Source organism: Rhodomicrobium lacus, from assembly GCF_003992725.1.
Lineage (GTDB): Bacteria > Pseudomonadota > Alphaproteobacteria > Rhizobiales > Rhodomicrobiaceae > Rhodomicrobium > Rhodomicrobium lacus.
In genome coordinates this window covers 487,438-502,771 of record NZ_RZNF01000002.1, presented here as the reverse complement: position 1 = coordinate 502,771, position 15,334 = coordinate 487,438, and the positions used below count along the sequence as shown (strand labels likewise).

At 63.8% G+C, this 15,334-nt stretch carries 21 protein-coding genes; all 21 read right to left on the bottom strand.

What is annotated here, in order from left to right:
• Positions 1–15 precede the first annotated feature (15 nt).
• A complete protein-coding gene (locus EK416_RS03155; protein WP_127076020.1) occupies positions 16–387 on the bottom strand; it encodes a hypothetical protein in 372 nt (123 codons plus the stop codon).
• Position 388: 1 nt separating this feature from the next.
• The gene (locus EK416_RS03150) at positions 389–1,807 is read right to left on the bottom strand and encodes a hypothetical protein (protein WP_127076019.1); all 1,419 of its coding nucleotides are present in this window, start codon (positions 1,805–1,807) and stop codon (positions 389–391) included.
• The gene (locus EK416_RS03145; protein ID WP_127076018.1) at positions 1,779–1,979 is read right to left on the bottom strand and encodes a hypothetical protein; all 201 of its coding nucleotides are present in this window, start codon (positions 1,977–1,979) and stop codon (positions 1,779–1,781) included. Before EK416_RS03145 ends, EK416_RS03150 begins: the two co-directional genes overlap by 29 nt.
• Before the next feature lie 7 nt (positions 1,980–1,986).
• The gene (locus EK416_RS03140) at positions 1,987–3,393 is read right to left on the bottom strand and encodes a hypothetical protein (protein ID WP_127076017.1); all 1,407 of its coding nucleotides are present in this window, start codon (positions 3,391–3,393) and stop codon (positions 1,987–1,989) included.
• A gap of 7 nt (positions 3,394–3,400) precedes the next feature.
• Positions 3,401–4,045 (bottom strand): phage tail protein I, encoded by a 645-nt coding sequence (locus EK416_RS03135; RefSeq protein WP_127076016.1) that lies wholly within the window; start codon positions 4,043–4,045, stop codon positions 3,401–3,403.
• Entirely contained in the window at positions 4,042–4,953 is a 912-nt protein-coding gene (locus EK416_RS03130) for a baseplate J/gp47 family protein (protein ID WP_127076015.1), read from the bottom strand. Before EK416_RS03130 ends, EK416_RS03135 begins: the two co-directional genes overlap by 4 nt.
• A complete protein-coding gene (locus EK416_RS03125; RefSeq protein WP_127076014.1) occupies positions 4,950–5,288 on the bottom strand; it encodes a GPW/gp25 family protein in 339 nt (112 codons plus the stop codon). Before EK416_RS03125 ends, EK416_RS03130 begins: the two co-directional genes overlap by 4 nt.
• A complete protein-coding gene (locus EK416_RS03120; protein ID WP_127076013.1) occupies positions 5,285–5,860 on the bottom strand; it encodes a phage baseplate assembly protein V in 576 nt (191 codons plus the stop codon). The genes EK416_RS03125 and EK416_RS03120 overlap by 4 nt, the downstream gene beginning before the upstream one ends.
• Positions 5,847–6,296: a hypothetical protein gene (locus tag EK416_RS03115; RefSeq protein ID WP_127076012.1), complete on the bottom strand. Its 450-nt coding sequence runs from the start codon at positions 6,294–6,296 to the stop codon at positions 5,847–5,849. Before EK416_RS03115 ends, EK416_RS03120 begins: the two co-directional genes overlap by 14 nt.
• Before the next feature lies 1 nt (position 6,297).
• Positions 6,298–6,615, bottom strand: coding sequence for a head-tail joining protein (locus tag EK416_RS03110; protein WP_127076011.1), 318 nt, complete (start codon positions 6,613–6,615; stop codon positions 6,298–6,300).
• Positions 6,615–7,685 carry a major capsid protein gene (locus tag EK416_RS03105; RefSeq protein ID WP_127076010.1) on the bottom strand — a complete coding sequence of 357 codons (1,071 nt, stop codon included), beginning with the start codon at positions 7,683–7,685 and terminating at the stop codon, positions 6,615–6,617. The genes EK416_RS03110 and EK416_RS03105 overlap by 1 nt, the downstream gene beginning before the upstream one ends.
• 27 nt (positions 7,686–7,712) lie before the next feature.
• Positions 7,713–8,075, bottom strand: coding sequence for a head decoration protein (locus EK416_RS03100; protein ID WP_127076009.1), 363 nt, complete (start codon positions 8,073–8,075; stop codon positions 7,713–7,715).
• A 25-nt stretch (positions 8,076–8,100) separates the two neighbouring features.
• Positions 8,101–8,472: a hypothetical protein gene (locus EK416_RS03095; RefSeq protein ID WP_127076008.1), complete on the bottom strand. Its 372-nt coding sequence runs from the start codon at positions 8,470–8,472 to the stop codon at positions 8,101–8,103.
• Complete coding sequence (locus EK416_RS03090; RefSeq protein ID WP_127076007.1) at positions 8,469–9,530, bottom strand: S49 family peptidase; 1,062 nt, start codon at positions 9,528–9,530, stop codon at positions 8,469–8,471. Before EK416_RS03090 ends, EK416_RS03095 begins: the two co-directional genes overlap by 4 nt.
• Positions 9,502–10,992, bottom strand: coding sequence for a phage portal protein (locus EK416_RS03085; protein WP_127076006.1), 1,491 nt, complete (start codon positions 10,990–10,992; stop codon positions 9,502–9,504). Before EK416_RS03085 ends, EK416_RS03090 begins: the two co-directional genes overlap by 29 nt.
• Entirely contained in the window at positions 10,992–11,210 is a 219-nt protein-coding gene (locus EK416_RS03080) for a phage head-tail joining protein (protein WP_245433919.1), read from the bottom strand. Before EK416_RS03080 ends, EK416_RS03085 begins: the two co-directional genes overlap by 1 nt.
• Before the next feature lie 10 nt (positions 11,211–11,220).
• Positions 11,221–13,215, bottom strand: a complete 1,995-nt coding sequence (locus EK416_RS03075) for a phage terminase large subunit family protein (protein WP_127076005.1) — start codon at positions 13,213–13,215, stop codon at positions 11,221–11,223.
• Complete coding sequence (locus EK416_RS03070) at positions 13,212–13,724, bottom strand: hypothetical protein (protein ID WP_127076348.1); 513 nt, start codon at positions 13,722–13,724, stop codon at positions 13,212–13,214. Before EK416_RS03070 ends, EK416_RS03075 begins: the two co-directional genes overlap by 4 nt.
• A gap of 361 nt (positions 13,725–14,085) precedes the next feature.
• Complete coding sequence (locus EK416_RS03065) at positions 14,086–14,664, bottom strand: hypothetical protein (protein ID WP_127076004.1); 579 nt, start codon at positions 14,662–14,664, stop codon at positions 14,086–14,088.
• Positions 14,664–14,999, bottom strand: a complete 336-nt coding sequence (locus tag EK416_RS03060; protein WP_127076003.1) for a hypothetical protein — start codon at positions 14,997–14,999, stop codon at positions 14,664–14,666. The genes EK416_RS03065 and EK416_RS03060 overlap by 1 nt, the downstream gene beginning before the upstream one ends.
• Before the next feature lie 5 nt (positions 15,000–15,004).
• The gene (locus EK416_RS03055) at positions 15,005–15,196 is read right to left on the bottom strand and encodes a hypothetical protein (protein WP_127076002.1); all 192 of its coding nucleotides are present in this window, start codon (positions 15,194–15,196) and stop codon (positions 15,005–15,007) included.
• Positions 15,197–15,334: the final 138 nt, after the last annotated feature.

Genomic DNA, 15,334 nt, shown 5'->3' with positions numbered 1-15,334 from the left:
ATTCCACGATATCGCTTAGAGCGTCGCGGCAAGCCGGAAGATGTTGTCGACCTCGACCGCGCTCTTGCCGAGTGCGCTCGCTACTGAGGCAACCATCGGGTCGTCTCGCTCGATCTCGCGGGCGAGAGCGAAATCCTCGCTCGCCTCAGAGTTCGCCGCGAGCGCCGCCTCGAACGCCTCCTTGAGGCCCGCCCGCCGCAGCGCGCGAACGAGCTGCAGCGGCGAGACGCTCGACGGCACCGGCTCCGGGATTTCGGGCGTTGGGGCGGGCGTGTTCCCCGCCGCCAGCCACTCCTGATAGCGCTGCCAGTCCGAATTCGCCTCATCGGCTGGTATCGCGGCTCCATCATCGCGGCGAACAGCACCGCTATGTGTCAGTGTATACATTTTATAGTTCCGCCGATAATTCAATGATCGCCTTATTATACGCCCCCAATACTTTGGTGGTTGGCGGCCAAATCACAACTCTATCACTAAATACCTCCGTATTTAGCACAGTAGGGCTGTCCCAACTCGACGCAGACGTGGAAACGACGCTGAGCACAGTGGGTGCCGCCCTCATCTGTATGGGGACAGTTACCACACACCCGCCGAACGCGGTTGCGCCGTTAGATAGTAAATTCGCGGGCACAGTTGAGTAGTACCGTGCCGCCAGCGTTTTCTCTATTGCGGGGTCGCGCGTTTCCGGAGGTGGCGGGGCGCTATTCGGCCCCGTCGCAATACCCGGTGAGGCGCGGATATCCGCGCGCCCGATCTGGACGTAACCGCTCGCGGCGTTGAGCGCTGGCCCGAATTGCAATTGGATTTGCAGCCCGTTGGCGATGCTGACGCCCGGCGTAAACGTGTAGGAGACAACACCCGCCGCGCCCGCCGCGATTGGCTGCAGATTGGTCGCGTCGAGGTCCGACGTCACTGTCCCGAAATTGTCTCGCGCCGAGGCGTAGCCCGCCGCTATCTTTGGCGTGATCGCCGTCGCGGTGCCATTATAGACTACCCATTGCACCGTGACCGGTTGCGCCACAAGCGCGTAGGTCAGCAATTGGGCCGATAGATAGCTCTCGATGCGCTGTTGCAGCGTGCAGGCGGTCAACCCCGAGGCGCGGTTGATCCGGAGCGACGCGCCCGCAATCCCGGTATTCCAAACCTGCGACCAAGCAGCCGCAGCGCCACCCGCCGAGATCTGCCAGCCGTCGAGCGCGTAGGCTGTCGCGCCGGCGGCGACCGAACCCGACGTGCCGCGCTGTGCGACGGTAAAACCCCCGTTGCGGAAGGCGTTTACAAACCCGCGAGCGCCAGAAGCTATCGCGATGGAGGTGCCCGCCGCGTCCGCTTTCGAGGCTAGCGCGGCGTTGGTGGCCGCTGCGTCCGCCTTGAGTAGGAGCGCCTCCGCCACATCCGCAGACGCAGCTTTTGTCGCGACGAGGGTATTTAGCGCCGACAAGGCGGCGCTCGTCGCCTCCGCGTCCGCCTTTGCCAGCAAAGCAGCACCAAGCCCCTTCACCGTGCCCATCGGCACGCTGCCGCGGATCAGTGCCGCAATAACGTCCTCGGCCTCGTGCACGTCGCTCTGGAGCTGCGATATAGTCGCGGTGAGCGCCGCGAGATGAGGCTCGACGTTCTCGCGGATCACGGCGAGCGCTTGGCCTGTGCCAACCGAGATCAGACTTTCCCAGTCGGCCTTGACAGCCTCCAGCGCGCGGAGCCGCTCGCCTATGCTTCCGAAGACCGCATCCCAAACGGCGCGCGACAGGTCGAGTTTATGCGGCGCCTTATAGTCGTCAGACGCGCTCGGCAGAGACGATGACATCGGCTCCGTACTCCTCGATGATTTGCGTGAGCGCAGCCCCCTTCACCGTGATCTCGCCGCGCGGCGGCAAAGCTACAGTGCCGCCCAGCTTGACGAGCCGAGCAAGGGTGATGCGGTAATCGACCTCCGCCTCGTAGGCTGACGCTTTGGCAGGTTTGGTTTTCGCAGCCATGAAGCCCTCACAATGCGTAGTACGCGATGTTCTGGATAAACGGGATGTCGGTCACTTCGGTCGTCGTCATGTCGAGCCGGACCCGCGCAGATGTGGCAGGCGCGCCGAGCAAATACGTCGCGAGCCACGTTTTTTTCTTGTCGCTCACAAGGTCCGGCGTGATGACGCAAGTCGTCGGCGTCAGCACCGTGCCGCCGACGATCAGTTTCGGTGAGACCGTGTGCTTCTGCGGATCGTATTGGTCGATGACCGCCTCGACCTGGATTGTCTGCGACGACAGCCCGAATTGGTGCTCGATCGACACCGCCTGCATGTCGCCGCGGGGTCGGAACGTCATGCCGCGTGCATAGGCGTCGAGGATGATCGCCGGTTGCAGGTCTGTCGTGCCCGTGAACACAGCTCGCAGGCGCACCAAAGGCGGCAGACCGGCGAGCGGTGTGCGCTCTCCGATGGTATCGTTCAGCGGCCGCCACTCATCCGCGTCGCTCGGGCGGATTTCCCACGTCATAGCTGTGCCGCCGAGCGTCCAGCCCGCGTGCAACAGGCGGATGTCGGTCATGCCGTTTTCGAGGATCAACGGCTGGAACTCGACCACGGTGCGGGTCGAAGCGAAGGAAGCCGCATTGAGACGCATCGCGAAGTCGACAGTCGTCGAACCCTGCGCCCATGCACCGTCCGTGACATGAAACTGCGAGCCTTGCGCGAATTTGTTGCCGGAGACCGTCTCGAGCGCATGGTTGCCGGTCGTGACCGTGAACCACGCATAGCGCTTGCCGCTCTCCAGGGGGCTCGGCCGGATCGAGAATTTGTTCCAGCCGGTCGTCAGTAAAGCCGCTGCAATCGTCGTGTTCGCGATCACGAGTTCGTAGAGGGTTTTGACCCTGCGCGCGTTGTCCATCTCGATGGCGACAATGCCGGTCGTCGAGAGTTCGACGAAGCCGAGACAGCACTGATCCGCTGCAACCACCGGTTTGACAGGCGTTGGTGAGGTAAGACCTTGTTGAACGACGCAGACGATCTGGCGAAGGCCGGTCTTTGGCGTCATGCGCTCAACCGTCTCTTCGGTGTCGGCATCCACCTCGAACAGACGGCTCTCCTGCTCCGTTTTCTCCTCGCCGCGCAAGAGCAGCGCCACATAACGCCTGTCGCCGGTCACGAGAGGTAGATAAAGTTGCAGGTTGACTGAGATCGGCTCCTCGTTGCGGTAGACGATACCGCCCGTGAAAAGCGCGCCTGGATTGATGGCTATCTCGATAGCGCTCGTCTGCGAGATCGAATGTCCAGCCCAATGGTGCGGGTAGCCGATAGCGCCGCCGACAATCGCCTCGTCGCCCTCGCGTGCGTAGAGTGATGCGTTTTCCCAGTCGCTGGACTCGGCAACCTCAGCCTCGCTGAAATGTACCACCTTCGTCATGGCGTCCTCACAATTTTGAGCGCGGCACGAACTGGCCGAGATAATGGGTGCCGTCGAGAGGCGGGGCGTCGGACAGCGCCAGCGGTCGCATATGGGCGAGGTCGACGCGGTATTCTGTCTCCGGCGATTTGGCGGCGCGTAGCGCGGTCAGCACGCGGTTGCGCTGCATGCGGTCTGGCGTTTTCAGAAATGCTCGCCCGCCTGCCGAACGGCCGATCACGAACGCGCGAGAGGGCTTGACCGTCCGGATGCGGACGAGATAGCGCGCGAGGAATGGCCCGTGGCCGATGGGCGTGCGACCGAGTACGGCACGCCCCATGACGAACCGAGCCGGATAAGCCACGGCGTCAACGAGCGTACCGTCGACGTAGCTGAGAAAGCGCACTGCCCCTGCGCGCGCACCGACCTCGAAGTTTGCGGCAAGACTCTCTGAAACGACCCGCCTCTTGCGAGCCTCGGACCAGTTCGGAAACCAGAGCCGCACGCCGTCATGAACGGCGAGCCACGGCAGAAAATGCACCGGCGCCGTCCGCGGATCGGGCACCTGCTCGATCGGAACCGGCAGGTCGTCGGTCATGGCCGCCGCGAGAGAAGCCTTGAACGGCTCCGGCGCACCCGGCAGAATCTCGCGAGCCCCAGCACGCCCGGTCATCCTGCCACCTCGACGGATAGCTCGATCACGCCCGGAATCGGGATCGTGTAGGGATCGGCCGGGATATCGGCGGGCGAGGTCAGATCCACCCGCGTGACGGACAGACCGTAAGCAGCACCTTCGAGTGCCGAGCGAGGCACCTGTGCCCCGATCAGCATGCGCGCCTGCCCGGCAGCAAGAATACGCGCCTCAGCCTCGGCGCGAACGGCCTCTGCATCAGGCCCGGTCGGCACGATGATCGTGCCTGTCACATCGTAGACGCCGCGCGTGGCCCGCAGCACCGAAAGGCTGGTAGCCTCGGGTTTCACGGTCGTGTTGTTCGTGGCGGCGCGCACGAGCGCGAGCTCGTCGTCGGTCGCGTCGCGCCCCGAAGGCCCCGCGATCACGAGATCGACATCGCCGCGCCGGCCGTGCACCGCACGACCGATCACCGCCGCGTGGTGGAGCTGCGGCCACGCCGTCATCGCTTCATAGATGTAACGCTCCGCGCTGCCCGCAGCAGGTCGCGTGAAGGCGAGCAGATAGCGCGCGAGCAACCGCGCGTCGCTCTCCATGACCGCTTCCGTTGTGGCGGTCGCGGCCACGACGACAAGCCTCTGCACGCCGATGCGCGCCACAACGTTGTCGAGATCCGCATCCGTTGCCGTCGGCGCGAGCACGGCCCGCACGGCATCGTTGACCCGCTGGCGGTCAAGCAGCCGCAGATAGCTCCACGCTTGCGAGACAATGACGACGGGGTCGGAATTAAGCCCTGCTACATCGTAAGATGGCAGTGAGGGGTCTTCGGCGCGAGCAGCGCTCCAAACCACAAGGAAGCGCTGCAGAAATAACGCCTGCATCGTTTCGTAATCGAGCGGCTCGACCGCGTTCGGCGATGGCAATCGCGACAAATCAATAGCAGTCGTCATTTGACCACCACCCCTTCGAGCCTCACGGCGCGCCCATCAGGCAAGTAAATGCCCTTGAAGGTGAACTCGATAACACCGTCGCCCTTGGCGACGAATGCAGTTTCTCGCAGCGCGAACCTTGGCTCCCACTTCGCCAACGCCTCGGCGACCGCGATGTAGAGATCGACGGCAAAGAAGTCGTTGACCGGCGAGTCGATGACGTTCGGCACGTTGGAGCCGTAATCGCGGCGCATCACGCGCGTGCCGATCCGCGTGGTGAGGATGTCACGAATGGACTGGCGCAGATGGTCTATGCCGTTCAGCGGCTTGCCCGTGGTGGCGCTTACCCCTGTCATGCCGGTGCCCCGGTCAGTCCGCTACCCGGCATGACGTCCGTGTGCTTGTGGTCGAAGGAGATGTTCTTGCCGTTGTGCGTGAGCGTCGGGCTTTCGAGCGTGATGCCGCCGGGCGCCTTCAGCGCGAGCTTGTCACCAGTCGCGACAAGCGAGACGCCTTCTCCGATTTCGAGCGTGAACGTGCCGCCCTTGGCGACCGCCATCTTGTAGGCCTTCGCTTCGTCGTCATATTCGATGACCGTTCCGTCGGGATAAATCAGCCGATGGATGCTGCCTTTGTCGGCAGCCTGCTTTTCTTCGGTGTGGATGCTGCCGACGATCACGCCCTGCGAAGGGTCGCCGGAAGGCGAAACGACAACGACCTGCTCGCCCTTGTCTCGCCCCTCATAAGTGCGCGTCCGCCCGGCCCTCGCTTGGGTGTCTGGGATCCAATCCGTTTCAAGATCGCCGGCCTTGACGCGATAGCGGGCGAGCTTGTGGTCGTATTGCGAGATTGTGCCGATCAACACCGTATTCGACACGCGCCGCGCGAGGTCGGTTATCTCGGCGTCTCGCCGCTCAAACCCCTGCATCGTCGCCCCCATCGTCGTATGGGTGCGTGTAATAGGTCACGTCCCAATGCATGACGGCTGCATGGAGCGCGAACTCCCCCTGAGCCGCGAACGCCATGTCGGTATTGATGAGGCGCGTGGTCAGCGCGAGGTTGCCAAGCGTCGGGGCTGCGCGCAGCGCGTTCTCAACCTGCCAGGCCATTTCATCGACTGCGTCTGCCCCGTCGTCGCCGGTGTGGTAGCACTCGACGCGCATGTCCATGACGCGCCGCCGCAAGCCGCCCTCATGCTGCTGATCGGAATCGATGCGCTCGCCGAGCGTGTAAACGACGATAGCCGGTGTCGAATTGGTGTTGAGCGTGAAGTCGCGGGAGTTGTAAACGCGGTGGGCCGCGTCGGTCCCGGCGGCGCGGATGATCTCGACTGCGGCGGCGCGCAAGGTTTTTCGCGGATGCATGTCACACCTTCCGCAGATGCGCTTTGATCATGCCAGAGGATGAGGCCTCGGCGTCGATGACGCGGTAAAGCCGCTCCCCGATCAGCGCCGTGTCGTCCTGCTCCGGCTCGTGACCGCCTATGTCGGCGATGCGGATGTCGAGCACCGGCCGCGTGATGGTGACGGGAATACTGCCGCCCGCCTCGACTGACGCGTAAGCTGGATCGAACGGCGCGACGATGTCGAAGACCTCGCCCGTCGCCGCCCGCGTGTAGGTTACGGCCTGCCCGAAGGTGTCCCGCACGGCAGCGGTCATGTCATCGAGAAGGCCCTTCCACATTACTGGCTCTTCCCGGTGATGAGCATGTCAGGGCGCGTGCAGATGAACAGCGGGTAGCTGTACACCTCGGGGCGAACCCAGAAGTTCCGCTTCTCGTCGCGGATCAGCATCTGATAGAGCGGCCGCCCGATGGTGTTCACCATGTCGAAGGCCTCGCCTGGCGCGAAGGCTTTCTGGAAAACGCCAGGAGCATTGACCGGCAAGAACTTGGCCTTTTCCTTGCCGATGCCGATGGCATTTCGCGTACCCTTCGCTGCACCATCGTCAAAGGTGTCGACGCCGCGATAATTGACGAAGGTGATGCCGCCGTAGTCGAACACGGCGTAGCTACCAGCCTGCAGCGCGGACTGCGTCGCAACGCCGAAAGCACGGTTGAGGGTCTGCGCCTGCGCCGTATTCAGGTAGGTTTCGCGAACCTTTTTGTGGTTCGTGAGCTTGTCGAAGAAGTTGTCCCCACACAGTGCGAGAACGCGAGTCCCCATCGTCCACGCGCCTTGGCTCGCGACCATCATCTTCCGAATGATGCCGCGGCAGATCTTCTCGACATCGGTGTCGTCGTTTCCGAGCGCGAAGTTTACTTCCGCCGGAGCGGCAATACTCCATTCACTGAACCAGTCGACAATCACCGCGCCGTTGGCGTCGTAGACGACACCCTGCACAGCGCCGAGCATCATGTTTTCCCAAGTCAGCTCGACGTCACCAACAAGCTTCGCCGAATACCGGGCAACGTACTGGATCATGGTTTCGAGTTCGGACTCTTCGCCGAACGCGCGGACGTTCTGGATTTCCGAGGCCTTAATCGTCTTGCCCTTGGCGATGCGGCTCGTCTCGAAGGTGCGGAGGTTGCGCCTGTCGGTGACGCCTTCCTCAAGCTCCGCGCCGCGCTCGCTCGTCTGGATGATCGACAGCGTGTTACCGCGCCGCTCGACCGAGATGCCCGTGGTGGAAATCGGCACATCCTCGAAGAGGTTGAGCGAGCCGATCAGATCGGGCTTGAATTCCCAGTCTTCGAGCGCCCGGGTCATCGTGACGGCCGAGAACGCATCGTCGTTGAAAATGTCCATATGCATGGCGAAAGTCCCCTGCCGCTTGTCGCGTTATCGCGCCTTGATGTGCTTTGCCCTGAGCGCCGTGAGCGCTGCCGTCTTCTGCGCTTCCGTGATGCCTGCCGGCCAAAGCAGCTCCGCGGCGCTGACGGCCGTGAGGCGCTCGGTGATGACGCCAACGGCATCAGCGGCCGAGGCGTCGACATGTCCGAACGAGATGCCGTCCGCCGTCTGCGAGCCATCGTTTTTGGAAGGATCGAGCGGCACATACTTCTCGCTGGCGGTGACGCGCGCGACTACGGTGCCAGGCTCGACAACCGCGCCAGAGGCGAACGTCACAGTTTCCCGGGAGAGATACTCGACCTCGCCAACGATATAGGCGCCCGGATGCCGCCCCTCATGAAACACAGTCATTGCGTGTATCTCCCTTAGCCGTAGCTCAGCGCTTCAGCGCCTTCTTCCAGGTCGCCAGCTTCGCGTCTTTCGTGAGGGAGCGCCTTGTCGCGCCCTGCGATCCACGCCGCGTGATCGTGTCGATCTCGCCCGCATCTGTCGCAGCCGCTGCGGCGAGCACGCGCGCTCGCGCCACACTGAGGCTCGTGCCATTCGCGATGGCCTTGGCCGCGTCGAAACGCACTCCGAGGCGCTTGGCCTGCTTGGCAAGGTTGGTGATGCCGGCGCAGCGCGCGCGTTCAGTGCGTGCAGCCTTGGCCTTCGCTTTTCTCGTCTTCGGCTCTTCCTCGCCTCCAGCCGCGGGCTCGTCATCTTCGCCCTCGGCAGAAGGATCCTCGTCCTCGCCTTCGGCATTCACGTCCTCGTCTTCGCCTTCGGCGGTCGGATCGTCGTCTTCGCCTTCGGCCTCGTTTTCGGGGAGATCGTCCTCGAGCTCGTCTTCGGGCTTGGGTTCCTCCGCACGGCGGCGGGCTGCGCTGACGGTCCTGCGTCGAGCCATGACGTTCCTCGCTTGCTTGCCATCGCGGTCCCTCCGGATGTCGACATATTGTCAACGCACCGGACAAGCGCCGCCACTGCCTGATCCAAAGTTCCTACCCGGTCAGCGAGGCCAGCAGTGATGGCCGCTTCTCCCCGGAACATATCGGCTTGAGTATCGCGGATCGCCTGAGGCGTCATTCCACGATATTGCGCCACGTGGGCAACGAACATCTCGTAGAGGGCGTGCACGTCGGCCTGCAGCGCCGCTTCGGCTTCGTCGTCGAGCGGCTCGTGCGGGTTGCCCCACGTCTTATGATCGCCCTCAAAGATGAAGGTCCAGCGCAGCCCCGCCTTCGCGTCTGCCTGCGACTGGTCGAGATGCGCGCAGATCACGCCGATGCTTCCAACCTCGCCCGTTCTCGCAAGCCATATCCGATCGGCGGCGCAGGCGATGGCATAGGCCGCCGATGCGGCACATTCGTTCGCATGCGCCCAGACCGGCTTTCGATGGCGCTTCGAGAGGGCTCGGATCTCATCTGCGAGGTCGAACACGCCGCCGGCTTCGCCCCCGTTGGAATCGATTTCGAGGAGAACTGCCTTTACGTCCGGCTCGGCGAGGGCCTCGGCGACGCAGTCCTTCAGCCCGGAATAGCTCGCCAATCCAGACGCGGCATCGAGCCACGAGCCTCGGCGCACGAGCGTGCCCAGGACAGGGACGATCGCGACGCCATTTTGCACGGTGAAGCCCTCGTTCGGCTCGCTTCCGTAATCGTCTTCGTCAGCAAAAGCCCTGACCGGTAACGCGCCGCTGTGAAGCTTGGGAGCGACCGCGGCCAGAATGACGTCGAGCTTCGACCGGCGGATCATGTGCGGCGTGTCGAACAGCGTTGCCGCCAGATGAGGGAGATCAAGCCGCCTCACGGTAGCCCCCTTCATCCCGGATGCGCTCCGCTATCGCTTCTTCGTCCGGCTCCGTTGGCGTCTCGCCTTTGGCGTGCTCGATGTCGAACTTGATCCCGCGTGTCTTGGCTTCCTCGCGCTCGACGGCGATTTCGTCGTCCACATCCTCGCGGTCGTAGCCGCGCTCGGCGAGCGCCATGGTGCGGCTCTTGAGGCCAGCGCGCAGCTCTTCCTTCTCGGCCTGAACGTCTTTCAGCGGGTCGATCATCTCCATGCGCGGCATGAGAGAATCGCAATAGAGCCAGCCACTATCGGGCTTGTCGAAACCCGGCAGCGTGATCGCCTCGGAGATGACGGCAAGGTCAACGAAAGTGCGCCAGACAACGCGGTTGAGCTGGTAGGCCAGCACGTTGTACTGCCACTGCCTCACCCGCCGGCGAAACTGGATGATCGCGGTGCGCACGTTCGAGAAATTGCCGCGCGTCACATCTCCCGAGACGATGGCGTAAGGCATTCCAAGTCCCGCGCAGATCTTCAAGATGTTCCGATACTGGAACGGCTCGTAGGAACCGCCCACTTCGGCGGGCGTCGAGAACTTCACGTCCCGGTCCTCGCCGAGGTCGACGATCGCGCCAGGCTCGAAGGTCGGCGCAATCTCCTCGTCATCGTCGTCATTGCCGCTATGGAATGGAGGCTCTCCGCGTCCGGTGAGGAAGGCCGTGAACAATGCCGCCGTCTTTTTGCGATCAAGCTCGGCATCGTCGTAAACCTCCAAGCCGAACGTCTTGACGAGCACGCGCGCGACGCGGGGTACGCCCCGGATCTGACCGCCCTGGCGGGACTCATAAACGTGAATGACCTGATCGGCCGGAACGCGCACGCGTTCGTATAGAGCGCTTATATGCGGGGGTTGGTAGTCGTTCGGGTTCCAGCGCCAGAAGTGATAGGCAACGCGGCGGCCGCGCGCGTCGAACTCGATCCCCATGCGGATATAGTGATCCGGGTTTTCGGGCGGCCCTTCATACGACAGGTCGAGCATTTCCGCCGGCAGGATCTGCAACTGAAACGGCACGGTCGCCATTTCTCCGGGCCGCGCATGGCGAATGCGCACGAAGCACTCCCCCGCCAGAAAGACCTCGCGAGCGATCCGCTCTTGCATGCCGTAGAAATCCGACACGCCGTCCGCGTCTGCTTCCTCGGCCCAGCGCCAGAACAGGTCGAGCAGCGCGCTCACCTTGGCCTTGTGGCCCTTCACGCGGGGGCGCAGCTTTACACCCTCGGCCACAGCCGTGGCAGCCCATTCATCTACGGCGTTGCCGCAAATGCCGTCGTTCTCATAAAGCCACCGCGCGCGGGAAAGAATCGTATCGCCTGCTGCCTGGATGGCGCGGTTGACGTGGTTTCGAGGCGGGTTGAACCCTGAGAGTCGGCGCCCACGCCCTGCCGCCTCGAATGACGGGTTGCGCCCACCGGCGGAAAGCGTGAAAGGGTCGGCCATTAATACCCCCGCTGTGCGTTGACATAGGTCACGCGCGAGCGCCGCTTGCCGGATACAAGGGCGATTGCTTCATCCAGAGCGGCGAGCGCCTTCTTGATTTCCTCCACGCTGCGATACGTGACCTGCTTGTCGCCGTGCCGCACCTGGAACGCGCCGGTGCGGAGCGCGCTCGTCAAGGCCGTGCGCTGCGCCTGCATCTCTTCGAGGGTCTCGGCCACGTGTCCTCCGTCATCGGACGGCGTGCATATACGGGCTCACGATGACGCGCCGCCGCTTGCGCTTTATCGCAGGAGGCGGGGGCTTCGGCATTGCGGGTTCTTGAGCGGGCTGCTCGGCTGCACTCAGCGCCGTCACGACCGCCTGCATGTTCTCGGCGAGTTCAACGAGCGGAGACACCGACGGCTGCGGAAGCTCAACGCCGCGCTCGGCAAGCAGAGCCTCGATGCGGTTCGCCTCCCTGTTCAGGCTGAAGCCTGCGATGATGAGCCCATTCAGCGCCGCATAGGCATAGACGCGGCAGTCGAGCGCCTCGTTGCGGGCGTGATCGGGCTTCGTCCATTCGATGATCCGGAAGCCCTTGTGGTAGCGGGTCACGCGCCGCTCCGCCGTCAGCTGGTCGAAATACTCCTGATCGCGCTCCATATGGAAATGGCATGCGCCGGCGCCGTGCGCGCCGGGCCCGGCTTTCGCAAGGCGCGCCATGATGACTTCCTTCGCGCCGTCCACGCCGATCACGTAGAGGTTCACTTTCCCCTTGTTGTTTCGGCTCGGCCGCTTCGGCCAGATCGGGCGGCGCCCGGCCATGCCCTTGATCGCCCAGATCCGGCGGCCCTCACGTGGGCGCACGAAGGCATACGCCGACAGCGTGTTCGCGCCGCCGGTGTCCACCGCGGTCGCAGAGATCCGCATGCCGTTGTCGAAGGCCGGATGAGGCCATCGCTTTTGCAGATACTCGTCGAGCTGATCCCAAACCTCGTTCGAGGAAGGATCGCCAGCGAACACCTGATAGTCGATGTTCCAGCTTTCCTCATCGCGGCCCCAGGCGACGACCTCACATTCGAGACGGTCGGGCTGCACGTCCACGCCCGCCGTGACGAGCGCCGCCCGAGCCGGTAGCAACTCGTACTCTTCGCGCTTGCCGAACAGCGTGGCCGGATCCGCCTTTTCGCCGGTCTTGTCTTCCCATTCCTCACCGAGCACCGTGTTCACGAACGGCTGCAAGAGAGCCGGATCGTCCTTTGCGGCGATGAAGTCATGGGCGCATTCGGCCCAGGTGTACCAGGGCGAGTAGAGCGCCGAGAGGTGATAGGAGCGCAAGTTCGCCCGCGCGTTGTCTGCGGTCGGTATCCAGCAGGCTCCGCGCGCCTCGTCCATAAGCGCGCCCTTGCGGTGCTCTTCATGGCGATGGCCGCAATGCGCGCAGTGGAAAGTCGCCTTGTCGGGCTCGCCCGCCGGCCACTTGATCTGCGCCCAGACGATCGGCTGCAACACGCCGCACGCGTCGCATGGCACGTTGTAGTAGCGCTGATCGCCCCGCCGGAACTCCTTGCCGATACGCGACGTGTCCTTGTTTGCGGGCGTGGACAGCATGAAGATCTTCCGGCGCACGAAGTTCGCCGTGCGCTTGATCGCCAGCATGACCGGATCGCCCTCCTCGTCCACGCTCGCGGGATAGGCGTCCACCTCGTCGAGCACAAGGAAGCGGATCGGCATCGAGCGCAGGCCTGCCGCACTGTTCGCGCCCGTCAGCAGCAGCACGCCGCCATCGAACTCCTTCGAGTACATCGTGTTGCCGCTATCGCGCGCCCGGGCCGGATTGATCCGAGCGCTGAGAGCGGGGCTCGCTTCGATCATCGGGTCGAGACGGGTCTTCGACAGCTTCTTCACCGTCTCCACGGTGGGCATGACGTAAAGCGCCGGGCCAGGGCTGTGCTGGATGGCATAGCCCATGAAGTTCAGCCCTGCCTCGGAGAAACCGACCTGGGCGCCCTTCATCACCACGGTGCGCTCAATCGGCGAGTAGGCAGACAGGTTGTCCATGATCTCGCGCAGGTAGGGTGTGCGGGCCGTTCGCCACAGCCCCGGCTCCGCGCTCGCGACCGTAGAGAGGTGCCGATTGCGGTCGGCCCACTCCGAGACGGTATAGGGCGGGTCCGGCTGGCGCGCCTCGTAGGCCGCGAAGGTGAAGAGCTCGGAACCGCAGACTTCCGGTTCGTCCGTCATTCGCCACCGAGAGCGGGATCATCCGGCTCATGAAACGGCACCGGGATGCCGACCGATTCGAGGAGCGCGTCACGCATGCGAGCGTCGATCAGGCCGATCAGCGTCGCTGCATCGCATCCGGCGGCGGCGGCGATCCCAGGTCCGAAGCGGTTCGCGAAGTTCAGCATCTGGTCGCGGTGGGCTCGCCCGAAAGCACGAGCCGCGCGGCGGACTTCTTCGCGGTCGACCGTACTGCGCTTCAGCTTCTCGAGTTCGAGCGTCTCCTTTTCGAGCGCGACACGCATGCGCTGGAGCTTCAGCTCGAACTCGCCTGCCGCGTCGTTCGCCTCATCCGCGATGCGGGCCGTGCGTTCGGACGGCGGCACGAGGCGACGCTTGCGCTCTTTCGGCGGTTCTCGCTTCCAGAGCCGTGTCGCCAGCTCTTCGTTCAGCGAACCGTCGTCATACACCGCCTCGGCGAGACGCCCGCTGCGGATACGCGACCGCACCGCGTTATCGGCCACGCCCATCTTCTTCGCGAAAGCGTAGACTGCTATGCCTCGCCGCTGTTTGTGATTTGCCACGCCTGATCTTCTCCGCCACTCGTCGACAAGCAGTCAACACGCTTTCGCTTCGGCGGCATTCCGTGAAATTGCTGTGCGTACTCTTTCATCGCGGCAAACAGTCAGATACGGCTGAATTCACAGGCGTTTTGGTGGTTCTGTCGCTAGCGAAGTCCCGCGCCGCCATGGCCCCCGCCTTCCCGCCCCCCTCGGGAAGAACCTAGAACCGAGAGCCGCGCGAAATTTTTGCGGAGAGCGAGCCTGGCGCGGCGGTCGAGCGAGCGGGCGCGGAGGGCTTCGAGGCGAGCGACGCGGTGTGTGGCAGGGCTCATGACCGGCCTCGGCTGCGTGAGTAGCGATCAAGCTGGCGCTTGATGTTCGCCATGAGGCGCTCCTGGCCTTGCGCCACAAGCGCTTTGGTGATCGCGTCCTGGACGAAGGCTTCGGCGATGGATGCGCCCGCTTCCTTCCTGATCGGGAAACGCCTGGACCCGGCGCGCTTGAAAACGTGCTCGCCCATTTGGAGGGGCACACGCGCGGGAAACCTCCCCCCTCGGATAAACGCCCCGGGGTATAATTTTTTCTGCCCCCAGATCGACGCCACCACGCCTGCGGGCGTCTCCTTGGCCTTGAACGCCTTGAGCGGGATCTGGCTTTTGCTGCCTCGCACAGTTGCCGTGAGCGTTTCTGGGCGCGAATAGGGCATGATCCAGATGCCGCGCCTGGCGCGAGCAAGCTTGATCGAAAGCTGCTTGGCGATGAGGCTGGCCGCGAACCGCTGCACCTGCCTCGCGCTGTTGTTGACCGCGACCGAGAGCGCGCGGCTGAGGCGCGGCTCTTGCAGTTTCGCCATCAGGGCGCGGACTTCGGCAGTCTCCCAATCGACCCTGATGACGAGCGAGGACATTACGCGGCCTTCCCTTCGATGGCCGCGAGGATCGTGGCCTTGGTGTCGGTCGGGTTGACCTCGATGCCCTTGGCCTTGGCGTGTTCGACGAGTTCAGCCTTGGTGGCCCTGTCGAGGTCGATGGCGTCGGCCTTCGGCTCCTCGGTCGGGGCTTGCTGCTCGGTCCCGACGACCGTGAGCTCGCCGCGATAGATTTCGGCAGCCCCTGCCCGCTTGAGGCGACGGTAGACCGCGTCGGAGATTTCCACGAACGGCGTGTCCTTCGTGGGGGCAAACTGGCGTGGCGAGCCGGTGTCATCGGCGACGACCATCTTGCGGGTGATGACTGCCTTCATGGTCGTTACTCCACCTTCGCCGGTTCGTCATCGGTGAGCGCATCGGCGACGAGCAGCCCGACCGCGATGCCGGCGAGCACATAGCCGACGAGACCGCCGGTGTAAGCGCCAAGACCGACGACGGTGATCAGGGCGGCGCGTTCCCTGTTCGGGGCGCCAAGGGATTGGATGCGGGAGAGCAGCTGGTCGAGGTTCATGGCCGTGATCCTTTGAGGCGCGATTCGAATTGCGCGCTCAAATGTGCCAGCATCGTTTTCACAATGTCAACGGTGGGACAGCGAGAATTTAGCGTCCCACCCTTTGTCCCACCCCTTGTCCCGACCCCTATTATTATT